Source organism: Planococcus ruber (assembly GCF_022819085.1).
In the GTDB taxonomy this organism is placed as follows: domain Bacteria; phylum Bacillota; class Bacilli; order Bacillales_A; family Planococcaceae; genus Planococcus; species Planococcus ruber.
Genome location: NZ_JALHAG010000011.1, coordinates 281,161 through 296,625 on the forward strand (window position 1 = coordinate 281,161; position 15,465 = coordinate 296,625).

The window sequence follows — 15,465 nt, forward strand, 5'->3', positions numbered from 1 at the left end:
ATTTGTGTCCAGCGTGCAAATGTGTTTTACTGTAACGAGACAAACATAGAGGAGATTTTCAAATGATTAAAAAAATGAAATTTGCATTAGCCCCATTTCTTTTATTGTTAACATTGGGAGCATGCTCAGATAATGAAGACGCACAGCCAAAAGAAGAAGATGCTGCAAAATCTGCCGAAGAGGCGACTGAAGAACAGCAGACCGAACTGGATCTTCCCGCTGAAGAAGATGTAGTGGTTGTCGTTAACGAAGAAGAAATCTTAGGAAATGTCTATAATAGCGTCGCGCGCCAATTGGAGACGACACTGGCGGCCGACGGCAAAAAAGCGTCAGATCCGGAAAATGCAGAATTGGTGAAAGAGCAGGCGATCACTGTTATCGTCGGCAATAAACTGATCTTGCAGGATGCGGAAGAAAAAGGCTATAAAGCGGAAGACGCCGCAGTTGAAGAACGCCTCGAATCATTGAAAGGCCAATTCGAAGACGAAGAGGCAATGAACAAAGCTTTGGAAAGAACCGGTTTTACCCTCGAGGACATGGAAAGCCAGCTGCGCGATCAGATCGTCTATGAACAATACGTAGCGGAAGAAGTAAAAGCAGCGGAAGTGACGGATGAAGAAGTGAAAGAAGCATACGACGGCTTCGCTTCCTCTTCGGAACAAGAAGCTCCGGCCTACGAAGAAATGGAGCCGACCATCCGCCAGTCGCTCGAACAGCAGAACACACAGCAAGCGGTCTATGACCGGATTGAAGAGTTAAAAGCAAAAGCTGAAATTGACGTGAAAATCTAAAACAAAACCCTCCAGTTCTGAACTGGAGGGTTTTGTTTTTACAGTTTTCCTTGGCAATAAGCCAGAACTTCCGCTTCTTCGTCTTCTTCAAGAGCGAATTCCAATACATTCCGGCTCAATTTGTCTATAAAATTGTAAAAGGCAATGCGTGTTTCTTCCCCTTCTACCGCGAGAATGACGCGAAGCTCCAAGCCGCCTTCTGTGTACAATTCATCATCTTCATCGACTTCCACATCAAGCAAGAATTCGTAGCGCTCTCCCTCGATAATGCCTGTCGGATCTTTTATTTGAGAAATGCTGTAGTTTGTAATTTCCATGTTAACACCTCCGTTCTTTTATTCTAGCCTTTATACAGGCATTTGGATAGCCTTTCATCCATCTGTTTAAATCGAATAGCAACGGGAATACAGGTACAACCGAAACAAATAAAGGAGTGGAATAGTAGATGAAAGTATTAGTAATTGGTGCAAATGGACAAGTTGGACGAAATATCGTAAAGGAACTTTCAGCGTCAGAGCACGAAGCTGTAGCCATGGTTCGCAAAGAAGAACAAGTAGACCATTTGAAAGAATTGGGTGCACAGAAAGTCGTGCTCGCTGATTTAGAAAAAGATTTCAGTGAGGCTTTCAGCGACGTGGACGCAGTTATTTTTGCAGCAGGATCCGGCGGTTCGACCGGCCCGGATAAAACTTTGACCATCGATTTATGGGGTTCTGCGAAAGCGGCTCAATACGCCGAAGAAAACGGGGTAAAACGCTTTGTGCAGCTCAGCTCCATGGGAACGAACGATCCAGATGCAGGCGGCGAAGAAATGAAGCCTTACCTCGTTGCCAAAAGAGCAGCGGATGAAATATTAAAATCGACAAGTTTGGATTATACCATCGTGCGTCCGGGTGCTTTGTCGGATGAAGACAAAACGGAAAACATTGAAGTTTCAACTTCCGGCTTTACTTCTATGGAAGGCCGTTCGATTCCGCGAGCGGATGTAGCGAGGGTGTTAGTCAATGTTCTGGACCGCCCGAATACTTACCACAAAACCTTTGAAGTGCTGCAAGGCGGCAATTCGATCGCTTCTGAATTAGAATCCTTATAATCTCCTGCCTTTAAGGGCGGATAGATTTCCGCGCCTAATTATGGTACGATAAACCATACGATAATTAGAGGACGTGATAATAATGATTAATATTCAACCCCCCAAAGCGGATGTGACCATTACACAGCGCAAACAGGAAATTACAGGAGATGAAGCTATCATAAAACCGCTTTATGGTTTTATCGATTTGCATGAAATCCCGCGCGATAAAGGCGGCATCATCCAGTTCTTCAACCACAGCGGCGAATTGCTGTTTGTCGGCAAAGCCCGCAAACTTCGCCAGCGTGTAAAAAAGCATTTTGAAGACAATGTATCACCTTTGAAAAACCACCGCGAGGAAGTTTACCGCATCACGGTTTCCATCGTGGAAGATCCAATGGAGCGCGAAATTTACGAAACGTATTTGATTAATGCGCTTCAAGCAAAATACAATGTGGATAAAGTCTTTTACAAAGACTGACGGGAAAGCCCGGCAGGATGAATTCATCCCGCCGGGCTTTTTTCTGCTTGCATCTATTTACACAAAATTAATTAAAATAATTTTTAACACCGCTTCAGTGAATTTATATGCGGCAGGGAAGATTTACATACATTTGCACGTTGCCGCCCTCTCCACCTTACAGCCGCTTTTCAAAATAATGGTGGCTGTGCCCCGCCGGATGATCCTCGAGTACGCCAAATTGGGTAAAACCTTGTTTTTTATAAAAGCCCGGAGCTTGAAAACTGAACGTATCCACCACCATTAACCGGCAGCCTGCCTGGCGTGCATATTCCTCCATTTGCTTCATTAATTGTTCTGCTATCCGCTGTCCGCGCACACTTTCGTCGACCCATAAAAAATCGATATGCATATGCTGCCAAAAGCCGGTTCCGGTAATTCCGCCGATGATCTCTCCGTTATCGCTGCGCGCGATAAAGCTCACTTCGTCTATTGGCGATTTGACTTCATCCGGCACACTCGCCATGTTGTGTTCAATGACTTTCTGCCGAATAAATTCGCGGTCTTCTTTTATTTTCTGCTGAACAATCCTCATGTCGCATCTCCCTCGCATTTATTTTTATGCATTTTCTTCCTCATTATCCCATCTGCCTTTCCTTCTTGCACCTTTTCTCCAGGTTTCAACCTCATTTGATCCAGGGAATAGTGAATTACTAACTACGTTTTTTGGAGGAACTTTTATGTCATCATATGCAAAAGAAATTCCATCAGTCTGGTGCCGAAGCGAATACGATCCGCTGCGCTACGTCTTGCTTTGCCCGCCTAATTACATGGAAATAAAAGAAGTCATCAACGATGTCCAAAAGCGATATCAAGAAGAAAATATTGATGCAGCGATTGCGATGGAGCAGCACCGGCAATTCGTCAAAGCCTTAAAGGAGCAAGGCGTGGAAACAGCATTGCTTGACCCTTCCAAGGAATATCCGGAACAAGTCTTCACCCGCGATATCGGGTTCACGGTAGGCGATACTGTATTTATCGGGGAAATGGCTTCTTCCATCCGCCAAGGAGAAGAATGTGTCCTGCAAGACTGGCTTGAGACTGAGCAGATCCGTTCGACAACGCTTGGCAGCAACCGGGTAGAAGGAGGCGATGTCATTATCGACGGCGACACCCTCTACATCGGCATCAGCAGCCGCACGTCAAAAAATGCAGTCCGCGAACTGCAAGAGAAGCTTCCAAACTTCAACGTCATTCCGATTTCGTTCAATGACAAATACTTGCACTTGGACTGTGTGTTCAACATCCTTTCGCCAACCGAAGCCCTGATCTTCGAGGAAGCATTGGACCCGGAAACGGTTGAAATGCTGGCAAAACGCTACACGCTTCTTTCCGTCAATGCCAAGGAACAATTTGCTCTCGGGACAAATGTGCTATCCATCGGCAACAGACGCGTATTCAGCCAGCCTCAAAATAAAGACGTCAATCGACAGCTAAAAGCTCATGGCTTTGAAGTGATCGAAATCGACTTTTCGGAAATCATCAAATCCGGCGGCGCGTTCCGCTGCTGCACGATGCCCATCACGAGAAAATAAACTTGCGAACCCTTCCATCCAAAAAGGAAATCCCCGGCCAAAACCGGGGATTTCCTTTTTTATTTCAGGGCTGCCTGTTTTTTTGCAGCCACCAAAAATCCTTCTAGCAATTGCTTTCCTTCCGGCGTCCCGATGGATTCCGGATGAAACTGAAAACCATATACCGGATAATCCCGGTGCTTCACCGCCATGATCGTGCCGTCATCTTCGGCAATGGCCTGAACGTCAAAACAATCCGGCAGCGAACTCTCTTCAATGGCAAGTGAATGATAGCGCATAACCGGCAGCGGTGTCGGGAGCCCGGCAAAAGCGCCTTGCTGCCGGTGAGTGACCATCGAAACTTTTCCATGCCGGATTTCCGGTGCTTGAACGACTTTTCCGCCAAACGCTGTGCCGATCAATTGATGGCCCAGGCAAATTCCAAGCAGTGGAATGGATGCATGGACCGCTTCAATCAACTGAAGCGATTCCGGCAACTCTTCCGGATGCCCCGGACCAGGAGATAAAATGATGGCTTCCGGCTGAAGCGCGACGATTTCATCCACCGTCAGCACACCGTAGCGGACCACTTGGATTTCTTTTCCCAGCTCTGCTGCCGCCTGATAAATATTGTACGTGAAGGAATCATAATGATCGATCAATAAAATCATCCGAACACCTCCGTAAGCGAACGTGCTTTATGAAGCGTCTCTTCATACTCGGCTTGCGGATCCGAATCATAGACGATGCCGGCCCCTGCCTGTACATGGACGAACCGGTCTTTGACGACAAACGTCCGGATGGCAAGCGCTACATCCAAATTGCCATTAAAACCGATATAGCCGATAGCCCCTCCGTAAACGCCCCGGCGCTCTTCTTCGTACTGCTGGATCAATTGCATGGCACGCACTTTCGGAGCTCCGGAAACCGTCCCAGCAGGCAGGCAAGACACCAGGGCATCCAGCGGGTGCATCGCTTCGTTCGAGTTGCCGGTCACTTCTGAAACGAGGTGCATCACGTGCTGGTATTTTTCAATCGCCATGTATTTTGGAATCTTCACTGAACCGATGGCTGCGACCCGGCCGACATCGTTGCGGCTAAGGTCGACGAGCATCTGATGCTCTGCGCGCTCTTTTTCGTCGTTTGCCAGTTCTTCAGCGAGCAGCTGATCTTCCTCTTCTGTCCGGCCGCGCCTCCTTGTGCCGGCGATCGGATTGGTCACCATCTGGCCGCCGCGAATGGTCAGCAGACTTTCAGGAGAAGCTCCTACTACCCCGTAATCCTCAAAGTCGATATAGAATTGGTACGGCGACGGATTTTGCTTCCGCAATTTGCGGTACAAGTCGAAGGCGCTGCCTTCATACGCAGCCGATAACCTCTGCGATAAGACCAATTGAAAAACATCGCCGCGGCGGATATGTTCTTTCGCTTTCGCCACTTGCGCGCGGAATGCAGCCGCGTCCGTTTTTGAGGCGAAAGCTAAGGGCGCTTGGGTGTCTCTTGCCTCTTCGGTTTTTGGCGCGAGCAATTGCTGTTCCACTTCTTCGATTTTGTTTTCAAACGAAATAATGGTGACATCATTTTTCACGTGGTCAAAGACGATAATGGTTTCATATAAATGCAGATGGATATCCGGCATCTCCAAACTGTTTTCCTTGGCTGCTTCTATTGGTTCATAAGCTTGTATGGCATCGTAGCCAATATAGCCGAGCGCTCCGCCGGTAAATGGGATGCCTTCCAATTCCGCTTTGCGGACAGGCAAAAGTTCTTTTAATAATTCCAGCGGCTTCCCGGCTCGGTGAATGGTTTTCCCTGTTCTGAAATCCCGCTCTATCAATTGTTCTCCATGTCCGATAAACGTTTTGGAAGGGTCTGCCCCGATAAACGAATAGCGGCCCGTAAGGCTCGTTTTCAAAGAACTTTCAAGCAGGCATTTTCTTGGCCCTTTCAGCCGGTTGAACACCATGATCGGCGTCAGCGAATCGGCGTCCATTTTCTTGGTTTTCATCTCTGCTCATCTCCTCTAAGTTAAAAGACAGTGCGTTTAAACCATAAAAAAACCCCTGCAGGAAATAAACTCCCTGCAGAGGACGGTTCAACCGCGGTGCCACCTCATGTTAAAGCTGATCCAGCTTTCACTTGATCCCCTATAACGCGGGGCGACGGATCCCTTTACTCCGATTTCAAGGAATCACTCATAAGTCCATTCACACCTGTTCCACACCAGTTTACACCTGCCACTGGCTCTCTTTGAGTGGAGATCACGCGCTACTCTTCTTATTCATCGATTTGCTCTGCTATTCTCAGCTCAACTGTACTAAGGCGATGCCGCTCCCGGCACCTTCTGCCATTTTCCGTACAAAAAGGTTGTTCCTATCGTATGCAATTCTTTCTTCAATGTCAACCATCCACCGTTCTTTCTATCGGATAATTCTGTATTAATCAATAAGAGTACGGTATAACTATTAATAAGCACGATAACCTATAAAAAGGGAGGCTATACAAATGAAGAGAACATCTTTTTCTTTATGGGCAAGTATGCTGGTCTTGCTACTGGTCCTGACTGGCTGTGCAGGCGAAAGCGGAGGAAGCAGCGGAGAAGATTCCGGAGACAAAACGACCATCAGCTTTATGCATTGGCGCAATGAAGACAAAGCTGTATTCGATGAGATCATCGCTGAGTTTGAAGATGCTAACCCCGACATCGCTGTTGAAATGAACATTTATCCTTCCGATCAATACCAAGCGACCGCGCAGCGCATGCTGCAAGAAGGCTCTACGGGAGACGTCTTCACTTCTTTCCCGGGCGCGCAATTTGAATCTCTTCAAAAAGCGGGTATTTTCGCAGATTTGACAGATGAAGAGTTTGTTTCGAAGTTCGATGAAAATTTAATTTCCGTCGGGCAGAAAGACGGCAAGCAATTGGCGCTTCCCTATCAGCTCGTATTCAACATCCCGGTCTACAACAAAGGAATGTTTGAAGAATTAGGATTAGAGGTACCAAAGAGTTGGACTGAATTCCAAGAGATGGCCGATACGCTTCTTGAAAACGGGATTACTCCCATCGCTTTTCCAGGTGCAGATATCGGACCAAACCAATTTATGAACAGCATGATGATGAACAACGCACTGGATGAAGATGTCTTCGCAAAATTGCAAAGCGGAGAAGAGTCTTTGACAAATGAATGGTGGGTCAAGACGTTGGAAGACTTCCAATTGCTTGAACAAAAAGGCTATATCCAAAAAAATGCGTTAGGAACAAATGCGGATTCCGCCATGGCAATGGTGGCAAATGAAGAAGCTGCCATGATTGCGAGCGGTTCTTACCATATGGCTTCTATTTTAGGGTTGAATCCAGATCTTCAATTGGATTTACTGGCACCCATTACGGTAGAAGAAAGCGAAGCGGTTTATGAAGGCATCAATACTGCTACGTTTATGCTCGCAGTAAACAGCAAATCCGAAAAACAAGAACAGGCAAAAAAATTCATCGACTTCCTTAGCGAGCCTGAAATTGCCTCAAAATATGCAAACGGCACGGGCCAGCATTTAACGGTGACCGACGTGAATTATGAGTCAGAAGCTTTGAAAAATACGGCTTATTGGATCGATGAAAAGAAAACACGGTTCCAGCCGCGCTTTTTGATCACCAACGCCCAAATTGAAGATGCGGTCTTGAGTTCGATTGAAAATGTACTCGGCGGTGAAGATCCGATGGCAGCTGCAGAAGCTGCACAGAAAATCGTAGACGAAAACAGGGAATGATGTCATGAAAACTTCAAAAACCATTTATTTATTCTTTCTTCCAGGATTGATTCTTTACAGCATCTTCTTTCTTTACCCGACGGCCAGTGCCCTTTTCTATTCGTTCACGGATTGGGACGGCTTCAGTGAAGCGTTTCAATTTGTCGGATTCCATAACTTTGAAAGAGCGCTTACCGGAGATTCGATTTTCTGGAAAACCGTCGGCAATAACTTGAAGTTTATGTTAGTTGTCGTCATTTTGCAGACGATTGTGGCACTCGCTTTTGCGATGATTGTCCTGAAAAACACCAAAACCACCGTTTTTCTTAGAGCTTTGTATTTTTTCCCGACGATTCTTTCATCCGTTTCCGTGGCGTTCATCTGGTCGTTCATCTATGATCCGTCACTTGGGATTTTAAATCAGCTTCTCGAATTAGCGGGACTCGACTTCCTTGCACAAAACTGGCTGGGCAATGCCAATATCGCGATTTATTCATTGGCCATCACTCAGATCTGGTTTCATGCCGGCCAAATGCTCATCGTTTTTGTCGCCGGACTGCAAGCCATCCCGCAGGAAATGTATGAAGTGGCAAAAATCGAAGGCGCAAGCAAATGGCAAACTTTCCGGAGCGTCACGTGGCCGCTCCTTGCCCCTTCCGCTACGATCGTTGTCGCTTATACGACCATCCAATCGTTTAAAGCATTCGACCTTGTCTTTGCCATGACTGGCGGCGGGCCGAATAACTCGACTGAAATCATCGCCACTTATATTTACGAAGTCGCTTTTAGAAGCTATCAATTCGGCTACGCAAGTTCGATTTCCGTGATATTCATGATCATTATCGCTTTTATCACGTTCCTGCAATTCAAAGCATTGCGGTCGGACCGGGTTTCCTATTGATGAAAGGAGGAGAACGGGTTGCTTTTTAAAAGGTTTTCCCTATTCGTTTATGCGTTGCTGATCCTGGTGCCGCTAATTATCGTCCTGCTGACTTCGGTAAAGACCCTTCAGGAAACGTTTGCAAATCCGCTCGGGTTTCCGGAAGGCGGCATCAAATTCGATAATTACGTTGCCATTTTCCAAGAACAGACCATGGCCGGGTATTTCATGAACAGCACTGTGGTCACGCTGTTCTCGGTTTCGTTCACCTTGCTGTTCGCTGCCATGATCGCTTTTGGCATCACCCGGCTCAGCAATTGGCTTGGCAATATTCTTTTCGCCTTGTTCACGCTTGGCATGATGGTGCCGGCCCAAGTGATTATGGTGCCGCTCTATTCGCTCGTGCTGAATATCGGCCTCACCAATAGTTTAGTTGGATTGATTTTGGTCAACATCTCTTCCACATTGCCTATCGCGGTCTTTATCTTGACCGGCTTTATGAAAACCTTGCCGAAAGAATTGTTTGAAGCATCGACAATCGACGGGGCCGGCAACTGGAAAATGTTCACGAAAGTCGCCATTCCCTTATCTTTGCCTTCTCTCTCGGCAACCGCTATTTTCCTGTTCGTGATGCATTGGAACGACTTGCTCTATCCGTTGCTGTTCATCACGGACAACGCTTATAAGACTTTGCCGCTTGCTTTATTGGAATTTAGGGGGCAATATGCCACGAACTATCCAATGCTGTTCACCGGCGTCGTCATTGCCTCGGCTCCGATGGTCGTCGCCTATGTTTTCTTGCAGCGCTATTTCGTCGCTGGCATGACCGCCGGTGCAGTAAAAGGCTAAGCGAATCAAAAAAGGAGTTGCCCTATTTCGGGGCAACTCCTTTTTTATTACCAAAGCTGCGGTTTTGCGACCATCAGCCAAAGCATCACAAGCAAGAGAAGAATGTAGATCCAGACAGACCGGTTCAATTTTTTGATCAAATGGCTGCGGTCATGATCCCGCGACTCAAACTTTTTCAACGTCGGCTTGAATGCCCGCGCCAGAAAGAATACAGAAGCGAACATGATAGCTAAAGTCATAATGATCCACGAAGTGGACCACGGCCAGTAGCCCAGCCAAATCATGAGCACACCTGAAGCCACCAGCACATGCCCTGCGTGCTTCACAAGCCGAATAGCCGACTTGAACGTTTGAATTTGTGCGTCCAGCACGTTTTCCGCCACGCCTTCCATTCGCTTCAGCAAAGGAATCAGGACAAAGAACGGGCCGATGGACAAAATAGCGCTCATGATATGCGCGAATAAAATCAATGTGTAGACCATAAATCATTTCAACGCCCTTTTTATCATTCTTGCTTTATTATACAGGGGAAACATGAAAAAAGGAGGGGCTGCAGATCATCTGCACCTCTCCTTTTCCATTTCGTTAATTGGCAAAATAGTGTTTGCCGATTTTCGTGACGACGTCGCGGGTGAAAATCCAGGTGTCCGTTACACCAGCAGGGTTATAGTAATATGTCGCCCCGCCTGTCGGATCAGCGCCTTGCATGGCATCTCTTACCGCCTGGTAAGCGGAACGGTTCGGGTTCAGCCAATACTGGCCATCATTTACAGCCGTAAAAGCGTTGCGCTGGAAAATGACATTATATGTACTGTTTGGAAAATGGGCGGAATCGATGCGGTTTAAAATAACGGCTGCGACGGCTACCTGTCCTTTGTAGCTTTCACCGCGCGCTTCTCCATGCACTGTACGCGCCATCATTTTCACTTGATCGATTTTGTTTTGCGTCAAAGGACCTGTATAGCCCGTTGAAGGAATGTTGAAATCGCGCTGGAAACGAGCCACTGCTTTTTCGGTTATCGGGCCGTAATAGCCTGTCGGATCTACATGGAAATAATCGAGTTTCTTCAATAAGGTCTGCAATTCAGTGACTTGCTGCCCCGTAGAGCCCAGGTGAAGATCTCCAGAATGAGCTTCTGCTTCTGTTTGAGAAAAACTTAGAAAGAATACAGTAAACAATACAAACGTAAATGTTTTAATGATTTTCATGCTTTCTCTCCCTTCTATTCCGGAACGATCGTATGCGTTCCTTCCTTTTAGTATAGGGGGCGAGGAAAGTGGATAATATCCATCAGACCTACTTTCTTTATTGAAAAGAAAAGTTCAATAGTCATGTCCACATCCTATTTTTTGAATAAAGCAAGTTTTTTCAGTGAAAGCCTATGAAGTTCTGCTCACGGCTTGGAAGGAAAAAGGATTCACATGCCGGCCAAGCTGCTCGTTCAAGAATTCTGCAATAAAAAAGGACTTTCGCAAGCCCTTTTAAGTAACCGGTTTCCGAACCAGATGCAGCTGTGCAAATTGGCCGGACTGTTCAACGGATTTCAGTTCGTATTCAATTTCATTCTCAAGCTCCTGGAAAAGCGGGATGCCTCTGCCAATTAAAGTGGGTGCGATTGAAATGATGAATTCATCCATCAAATCTTCGTGCAGAAAAGCTTGGAGCAGCAAGCTGCCTCCGACTACCCAAATATTCTTTCCTTGGCGTTTTCGGAGCCGTTTGACGAAACTCGGGATGTCTTCGTTTGTGAAAATAGCATGCTCGCTATTTTCATTCGGTCTGCTTGAAAATACATAGCATTCTTTGTCTTCATATGGAAACTTTCCTTTTTCCATTTCCATCACCCACTCGTAAGTGCGCCTTCCCATTACGACCGTATCGATCGTTTCCATGAATTCAGCATAGCCCGCGTCCCCATCCATTTCGACTTTGAAAAGCCAATCCAATGAATCATCTTCCGTCGCTATATAGCCATCCAGACTGGCCGCTATATAACAGACAAGCTTTCGCTGCTCTTCCATTTTTCCACCTCTTCCTTTTTATCACTTGCTGATTGCATTTACTATATCACGTGGCTATCTGTCCGGAAGTTAAGGAAACATAAAAAATAGCGCCGAGTCTTTTCATCCCAGCGCCGCGTTCCCATCAAGAATTTTCGAGTTCTTCCATTCCTTTATGTGTTTGCGGGAAACCGTTTGCCTGCCATTCCGACCGCAAAGCCGAATCCAGTTTCGTCAGCCCGATTTCCGCCTCATCATAAGGAGCATTTACGCTTTCTTCACGGTCGATTTCCAAACTGTTCCGCATATCGTTGTCTTCAAAAACCCAAATTTTCTTTTTCTTGTTTTTGTTGTAGGCGGTGAGCAACAGAATTCCGCTGGCTACCGCCATTCCTGTGTAGATAAATGTTTTATTATCCATTGCTATTCCTCCAAAAACCGTATTTGCTTATAAAACTATGTTCCCTTTTCCTGAAAAAATTAATCATTTCAGTTTAGTGACAAATAGGATTAGCTTAGACGGCTCCCCATTTCTCTGATACAGTTTAAGTATCTTGAAATGACGGAGGGATGCACGTGCAAAAGATTGTCATTGTTTCCGATACGCATATTCCAAACCGCTCAAAAAAATTGCCGCAGAAGTTGGTTGCTGAATGCCAGACGGCAGATTTCATCATCCATGCAGGCGATTGGCAAACGCTGGACGTCTATTATGAATTGGCTGCCTATGCCGAAACAGATGGTGTTACCGGGAATGTCGATCCCTGGGAAATCCTGGACCGCTTTGGCAAGAAGAAAATCCTCACGTTCGGCGATTTAAAAATCGGAGTCGTGCACGGAGACGGCATTCGAAAAACGACCGAGCAGCGGGCGTTTGACGCTTTTGAAGGGGAACATGTCGATATCATTGTTTTCGGCCATTCCCATACACCCATCAGACGCGAAGTTGAAGGCATTACACTCTTCAACCCCGGTTCTCCCACGGACAAACGGCGCGAATCCCAATATTCTTTTGGCCTCCTTGAAATTGGCGACACTTGGGAACTCAAACACGTATTTTTTGATAAGGAAGAATAAGAAAACGGACCTGCGCTTACTGCGCGGGTCCGTTTGTTTTTCATTCTTTTATAAGGACAAATCCAAGCTGCTTCAGAGCCGTTTCAAGATTTGCTTCAATCAGGATGCCTTTCAAGCTCTCAGCAAAATGCGGAACTTTTAGCGCCATATATGGTTGGACGCCTGTCAACACAGGAGCAATGCCAATCAGTTTCAGCATGCTGACAAGCTTGAGCAAGTATTCTCCGACGACTGAATTGATTTGCGAAACTCCGGAAACATCAATCACCAAGTAATCCAGATTTTGGTCGCTGCTTTTAACCAATACATCATTCAGGATAAACTGAGCACGTTTAGCTGTAATATCACCGATAATCGGCAAAATCGCTACGCCTTTCGTAACCGGAACAAGAGGAGATGAAAGAAACTGAATCTGCTCATTCGCTTTTTCCAGTTCAAGCACATACGTCAGGAGCGATGACATCATTTCGAATAGCCGCTGATTTTCTTCAGTGAATTCGAAGGACTCTGTGTCAAGGCCGCAGATGGTGCCGTACACTTCCCCATTTTCATAATAAATCGGAATCCCTACAAATGAACCGTTTCCGAAACGCGAAGCAATTTCGAGTTTATTGGAAAGGGGGTCGGTAGAAATGTCTTCAATAATTAGTGCATCTTTTCCATAGTTGATGCTTAAACTGCAGAAAGTTTGATTCAGGGGAGACGAATGGCCTTCTTCGACCAATGTTTCTTTCGCATTGACTGCCCGGACGATTTCGTTTCTTTGCCCGTCGTTTTTGGCAATGAATAACGTATTGATATTCAATTGCGTGCTCAATAACGCCAAGATATGGTCTGCTGCCTCCTCAAAACTTTTGAAGCTTCTGGGTGCTTGCGTTTCGTTCAAAGTCATTCTTCCCCCTTCTTGTACTTTTTCTCGTGCAGCTCACTGCACACTGTTTCTTTAACATACTATTTGTTCAATGGCTTTGCAAATGAATGGGTTGGCGGCTTTTGCCCTCACTGGAATGTTCAGGAAGTTCGAGATTCGGGTATAGCCTAACAAACCCATTTGAAGGAGGCAGACGAATGAATCAGGCAACTACGCAGTTGGAAATTGACCTATTGAAGCAAACCGATACAAGCATCTATTTTGAATGGACCGACACAGGCGATGCCTGCAAAGTCAAAAGGGACGCAACCGTCATTTATGAAGGAACAGGTTATAGCTTTACAGATGAAAACTTAGAGCCGGGCGAAGTGTATACGTATACGATTGACCGACTCGACCATTCGGGCCATACATCTGAGCGAATCAAAATGCAGACCAGTACGGAAAATCATTCGGAAGACATCGTCAATCTCCTCCAGCAAAGAGCTTTTACCACCATCATCACCCCTTCAAAAATTGCACTTGCCTGGGGAGGCATCGAGGGCGTAGAAGAATACGAGGTATACCGTGATGGCGAATTGATGGATACGACCAAGAAAAGACAATACACAGATCGGGATATCGAGAAAGATCAAGCTTACACGTATTGGATTCGCGCCAAACGTCCGCTTGAAAGATCCGAAACCGATTTCAGCGAAGAGAAATCATTCCTGGCCAACATCTTCGGTTTTTTTAACATCAAATCTTCTCAAGATAAAGCAGCGATGGAGGAATTTTGGGTTACCAAAAAGCTTGCATCAATTGATCAGCTTTTAGGAGATCCACCAAAAACGGATGTTTCCGACCAAAACCGCATATGGGATTTCCGCTACACGACGTTCCTGCCCGATGATCTTCTGCAGAACCCGAACATGCTGTCACCCAACCGCTATTTTGGCGGGGACGGCCGCGGATTTGATGCAGAGGCAAAAGATTACCGGACCCAAGTGAATTTCACACTCGAGCTGAGGGACGAAGACTCCCGCATTGAATTCAAGAAAGACGTCGGTGTCAGCATTGCCTACGACTGGCGGAAAAAATTCCGGAAAGCTGACGTCGCTTCTTCAAAAGACGTACAGGTGGAGAAAGTGAAAGAAGACGACCGGAATGTCAACATCTCCTTAACGCATAGCGTCGGCAATCCGTTGACGACGTCGCCGAATATCGACTATGACGTATCGGCAACGTTTTACCGCAATGGCCAATACGACATCGTCGGCCTGCACGACCAAGCGCCCAACCACGAAGTCTACTTGAAAAATGACAAAATGAACGACTGGTTCCAAATCCACGAAGCCGAAAGCAAAGGCCTCGCCTGGATGTCCAGATCCATCGCCAGCCAGTATTGGAGAATATCGAATTTTGAGTGAGAAAAGTGCAGTCGCCTATGTAGCCGCGACAAGCGCTGGAAGCCTTAGCGGCAATGGCGCTCTTTGCCATTGCGGATAAGGCTGAAGCGACCTCGAGCGGCTAGGCGACGGAACTGGACAAAGAAAAGCGGAAAGAGCCGGTTAGCTTCGGCAGCTAAGAGATGGTCTAAACGAAGTGCAGTCCATCTCTTTGCGACGAAGCACGAAGTGATGCAGGAGCAATATATGTTTTAGACGGACCGCGAGGAGGCTGTTGCCGCGGAAGCGGCCGGTTAGCCGCCTCACACAAAATAAAAAGCTGGATGCACATGGCATCCAGCTTGTTTTATTTGTCCAAAAAGCGGTTGCGGATATGCGGCGGCGGAAGCATACAGCTGTTGAGCTTTCCGAAAACTTTATAGCGGTTTTTCGCAAATACATCGTAAGCGCCGTCACGCACAGCGCGAGGAAACGGTTTTAAATAATAAGCCAATTTCCACAAACCGGTTAAATGGCGGGAAATCATTAAGGCCCCTTCCGATTTAACATAGGCCTGTCCATCTTTGATCAGCACTAAGCTGTCGACATCGTCCGGCACACCGTATTTTTGGCGCATTTCCATTCCGACGTCGCTTTGCAGGGACGCAAACTGGTAATAGCCGGCCGGGTCGTGCTGTATGATGAATTGAACACTTGAGTCACAGAAATTACAATCCCCGTCAAATAACACTACGGCATGATCCATCTAAATCTCTCCT

At 46.5% G+C, this 15,465-nt stretch carries 19 protein-coding genes and 1 other annotated feature; of the genes, 9 read left to right on the forward strand and 10 right to left on the reverse strand.

What is annotated here, in order from left to right; genetic code table 11:
* Nucleotides 1-62 precede the first annotated feature (62 nt).
* Entirely contained in the window at nt 63-791 is a 729-nt protein-coding gene (locus MTR82_RS14135; protein ID WP_246809550.1) for a SurA N-terminal domain-containing protein, read from the forward strand.
* A gap of 38 nt (nt 792-829) precedes the next feature.
* Here the strand turns inward: MTR82_RS14135 and MTR82_RS14140 are convergent, their stop codons facing one another.
* Nucleotides 830-1,108 carry a DUF6509 family protein gene (locus tag MTR82_RS14140; protein WP_052653657.1) on the reverse strand — a complete coding sequence of 93 codons (279 nt, stop codon included), beginning with the start codon at nt 1,106-1,108 and terminating at the stop codon, nt 830-832.
* 128 nt (nt 1,109-1,236) lie between these two features.
* Here MTR82_RS14140 and MTR82_RS14145 point away from each other — a divergent pair, with 128 nt between their 5' ends.
* Together MTR82_RS14145 and MTR82_RS14150 are read left to right on the forward strand one after the other, a co-directional pair.
* Nucleotides 1,237-1,884 carry an SDR family oxidoreductase gene (locus MTR82_RS14145; RefSeq protein WP_246809551.1) on the forward strand — a complete coding sequence of 216 codons (648 nt, stop codon included), beginning with the start codon at nt 1,237-1,239 and terminating at the stop codon, nt 1,882-1,884.
* A gap of 82 nt (nt 1,885-1,966) precedes the next feature.
* Nucleotides 1,967-2,344: a nucleotide excision repair endonuclease gene (locus MTR82_RS14150; protein ID WP_279577088.1), complete on the forward strand. Its 378-nt coding sequence runs from the start codon at nt 1,967-1,969 to the stop codon at nt 2,342-2,344.
* A 157-nt stretch (nt 2,345-2,501) separates the two neighbouring features.
* Here the strand turns inward: MTR82_RS14150 and MTR82_RS14155 are convergent, their stop codons facing one another.
* Entirely contained in the window at nt 2,502-2,918 is a 417-nt protein-coding gene (locus tag MTR82_RS14155; RefSeq protein WP_246809552.1) for a GNAT family N-acetyltransferase, read from the reverse strand.
* Between the two features lie 145 nt (nt 2,919-3,063).
* On the opposite strand from MTR82_RS14155, the gene MTR82_RS14160 reads away from it, so the two are divergent.
* On the forward strand, nt 3,064-3,918 hold the full coding sequence (locus MTR82_RS14160) for a dimethylarginine dimethylaminohydrolase family protein (RefSeq protein WP_246809553.1): 855 nt from the start codon (nt 3,064-3,066) through the stop codon (nt 3,916-3,918).
* 59 nt (nt 3,919-3,977) lie between these two features.
* Here the strand turns inward: MTR82_RS14160 and MTR82_RS14165 are convergent, their stop codons facing one another.
* Complete coding sequence (locus tag MTR82_RS14165; protein WP_246809554.1) at nt 3,978-4,568, reverse strand: anthranilate synthase component II; 591 nt, start codon at nt 4,566-4,568, stop codon at nt 3,978-3,980.
* The gene (gene trpE / locus MTR82_RS14170; protein WP_246809555.1) at nt 4,565-5,905 is read right to left on the reverse strand and encodes an anthranilate synthase component I; all 1,341 of its coding nucleotides are present in this window, start codon (nt 5,903-5,905) and stop codon (nt 4,565-4,567) included. The genes MTR82_RS14165 and trpE overlap by 4 nt, the downstream gene beginning before the upstream one ends.
* Nucleotides 5,906-5,980: 75 nt before the next feature.
* Nucleotides 5,981-6,191: a binding site (T-box leader), on the reverse strand.
* Nucleotides 6,192-6,402: 211 nt separating this feature from the next.
* Between trpE and MTR82_RS14175 the strand changes: the two genes are divergently transcribed.
* The 3 genes from MTR82_RS14175 to MTR82_RS14185 are packed head-to-tail and all read left to right on the forward strand — an operon-like array spanning nt 6,403 to nt 9,370.
* A complete protein-coding gene (locus MTR82_RS14175) occupies nt 6,403-7,662 on the forward strand; it encodes an ABC transporter substrate-binding protein (protein ID WP_246809556.1) in 1,260 nt (419 codons plus the stop codon).
* 4 nt (nt 7,663-7,666) lie between these two features.
* Nucleotides 7,667-8,542, forward strand: a complete 876-nt coding sequence (locus tag MTR82_RS14180) for a carbohydrate ABC transporter permease (protein ID WP_246809557.1) — start codon at nt 7,667-7,669, stop codon at nt 8,540-8,542.
* An 18-nt stretch (nt 8,543-8,560) separates the two neighbouring features.
* Entirely contained in the window at nt 8,561-9,370 is an 810-nt protein-coding gene (locus tag MTR82_RS14185; RefSeq protein ID WP_052653684.1) for a carbohydrate ABC transporter permease, read from the forward strand.
* A 47-nt stretch (nt 9,371-9,417) separates the two neighbouring features.
* Here MTR82_RS14185 and MTR82_RS14190 read toward each other — a convergent pair whose 3' ends face one another.
* The 4 genes from MTR82_RS14190 to MTR82_RS14205 all read right to left on the reverse strand — a co-directional run bounded on the left by MTR82_RS14190 (nt 9,418) and on the right by MTR82_RS14205 (nt 11,792).
* The gene (locus MTR82_RS14190; protein WP_246809558.1) at nt 9,418-9,852 is read right to left on the reverse strand and encodes a DUF2269 family protein; all 435 of its coding nucleotides are present in this window, start codon (nt 9,850-9,852) and stop codon (nt 9,418-9,420) included.
* Between the two features lie 103 nt (nt 9,853-9,955).
* Nucleotides 9,956-10,579, reverse strand: coding sequence for a cell wall hydrolase (locus tag MTR82_RS14195; RefSeq protein ID WP_246809559.1), 624 nt, complete (start codon nt 10,577-10,579; stop codon nt 9,956-9,958).
* Between the two features lie 273 nt (nt 10,580-10,852).
* Nucleotides 10,853-11,392 (reverse strand): dihydrofolate reductase family protein, encoded by a 540-nt coding sequence (locus tag MTR82_RS14200; RefSeq protein WP_246809560.1) that lies wholly within the window; start codon nt 11,390-11,392, stop codon nt 10,853-10,855.
* 124 nt (nt 11,393-11,516) lie between these two features.
* Nucleotides 11,517-11,792: a hypothetical protein gene (locus MTR82_RS14205; protein ID WP_246809561.1), complete on the reverse strand. Its 276-nt coding sequence runs from the start codon at nt 11,790-11,792 to the stop codon at nt 11,517-11,519.
* Between the two features lie 155 nt (nt 11,793-11,947).
* Here MTR82_RS14205 and MTR82_RS14210 point away from each other — a divergent pair, with 155 nt between their 5' ends.
* On the forward strand, nt 11,948-12,448 hold the full coding sequence (locus MTR82_RS14210) for a metallophosphoesterase family protein (protein WP_052653698.1): 501 nt from the start codon (nt 11,948-11,950) through the stop codon (nt 12,446-12,448).
* 40 nt (nt 12,449-12,488) lie between these two features.
* On the opposite strand, the gene MTR82_RS14215 is transcribed toward MTR82_RS14210, so the two are convergent.
* Nucleotides 12,489-13,340 (reverse strand): GAF domain-containing protein, encoded by an 852-nt coding sequence (locus MTR82_RS14215; protein ID WP_246809562.1) that lies wholly within the window; start codon nt 13,338-13,340, stop codon nt 12,489-12,491.
* A 176-nt stretch (nt 13,341-13,516) separates the two neighbouring features.
* On the opposite strand from MTR82_RS14215, the gene MTR82_RS14220 reads away from it, so the two are divergent.
* Nucleotides 13,517-14,728, forward strand: coding sequence for a DUF3238 domain-containing protein (locus MTR82_RS14220; protein ID WP_246809563.1), 1,212 nt, complete (start codon nt 13,517-13,519; stop codon nt 14,726-14,728).
* Between the two features lie 325 nt (nt 14,729-15,053).
* Here the strand turns inward: MTR82_RS14220 and MTR82_RS14225 are convergent, their stop codons facing one another.
* The gene (locus tag MTR82_RS14225) at nt 15,054-15,452 is read right to left on the reverse strand and encodes a thiol-disulfide oxidoreductase DCC family protein (RefSeq protein WP_246809564.1); all 399 of its coding nucleotides are present in this window, start codon (nt 15,450-15,452) and stop codon (nt 15,054-15,056) included.
* Nucleotides 15,453-15,465: the final 13 nt, after the last annotated feature.

What these genes read in the sequence shown, in the direction of transcription:
- MTR82_RS14190 (WP_246809558.1), bottom strand. Translation starts at nt 9,852, where the DNA reads ATGGTCTACACATTGATTTTATTCGCGCATATCATGAGCGCTATTTTG.
- MTR82_RS14175 (WP_246809556.1), top strand. Translation starts at nt 6,403, where the DNA reads ATGAAGAGAACATCTTTTTCTTTATGGGCAAGTATGCTGGTCTTGCTA.
- MTR82_RS14220 (WP_246809563.1), top strand. Translation starts at nt 13,517, where the DNA reads ATGAATCAGGCAACTACGCAGTTGGAAATTGACCTATTGAAGCAAACC.
- MTR82_RS14155 (WP_246809552.1), bottom strand. Translation starts at nt 2,918, where the DNA reads ATGAGGATTGTTCAGCAGAAAATAAAAGAAGACCGCGAATTTATTCGG.
- MTR82_RS14215 (WP_246809562.1), bottom strand. Translation starts at nt 13,340, where the DNA reads ATGACTTTGAACGAAACGCAAGCACCCAGAAGCTTCAAAAGTTTTGAG.
- MTR82_RS14200 (WP_246809560.1), bottom strand. Translation starts at nt 11,392, where the DNA reads ATGGAAGAGCAGCGAAAGCTTGTCTGTTATATAGCGGCCAGTCTGGAT.
- MTR82_RS14160 (WP_246809553.1), top strand. Translation starts at nt 3,064, where the DNA reads ATGTCATCATATGCAAAAGAAATTCCATCAGTCTGGTGCCGAAGCGAA.
- MTR82_RS14225 (WP_246809564.1), bottom strand. Translation starts at nt 15,452, where the DNA reads ATGGATCATGCCGTAGTGTTATTTGACGGGGATTGTAATTTCTGTGAC.
- MTR82_RS14180 (WP_246809557.1), top strand. Translation starts at nt 7,667, where the DNA reads ATGAAAACTTCAAAAACCATTTATTTATTCTTTCTTCCAGGATTGATT.
- MTR82_RS14195 (WP_246809559.1), bottom strand. Translation starts at nt 10,579, where the DNA reads ATGAAAATCATTAAAACATTTACGTTTGTATTGTTTACTGTATTCTTT.
- MTR82_RS14205 (WP_246809561.1), bottom strand. Translation starts at nt 11,792, where the DNA reads ATGGATAATAAAACATTTATCTACACAGGAATGGCGGTAGCCAGCGGA.
- MTR82_RS14165 (WP_246809554.1), bottom strand. Translation starts at nt 4,568, where the DNA reads ATGATTTTATTGATCGATCATTATGATTCCTTCACGTACAATATTTAT.
- trpE (WP_246809555.1), bottom strand. Translation starts at nt 5,905, where the DNA reads ATGAAAACCAAGAAAATGGACGCCGATTCGCTGACGCCGATCATGGTG.
- MTR82_RS14145 (WP_246809551.1), top strand. Translation starts at nt 1,237, where the DNA reads ATGAAAGTATTAGTAATTGGTGCAAATGGACAAGTTGGACGAAATATC.
- MTR82_RS14140 (WP_052653657.1), bottom strand. Translation starts at nt 1,108, where the DNA reads ATGGAAATTACAAACTACAGCATTTCTCAAATAAAAGATCCGACAGGC.
- MTR82_RS14150 (WP_279577088.1), top strand. Translation starts at nt 1,967, where the DNA reads ATGATTAATATTCAACCCCCCAAAGCGGATGTGACCATTACACAGCGC.
- MTR82_RS14135 (WP_246809550.1), top strand. Translation starts at nt 63, where the DNA reads ATGATTAAAAAAATGAAATTTGCATTAGCCCCATTTCTTTTATTGTTA.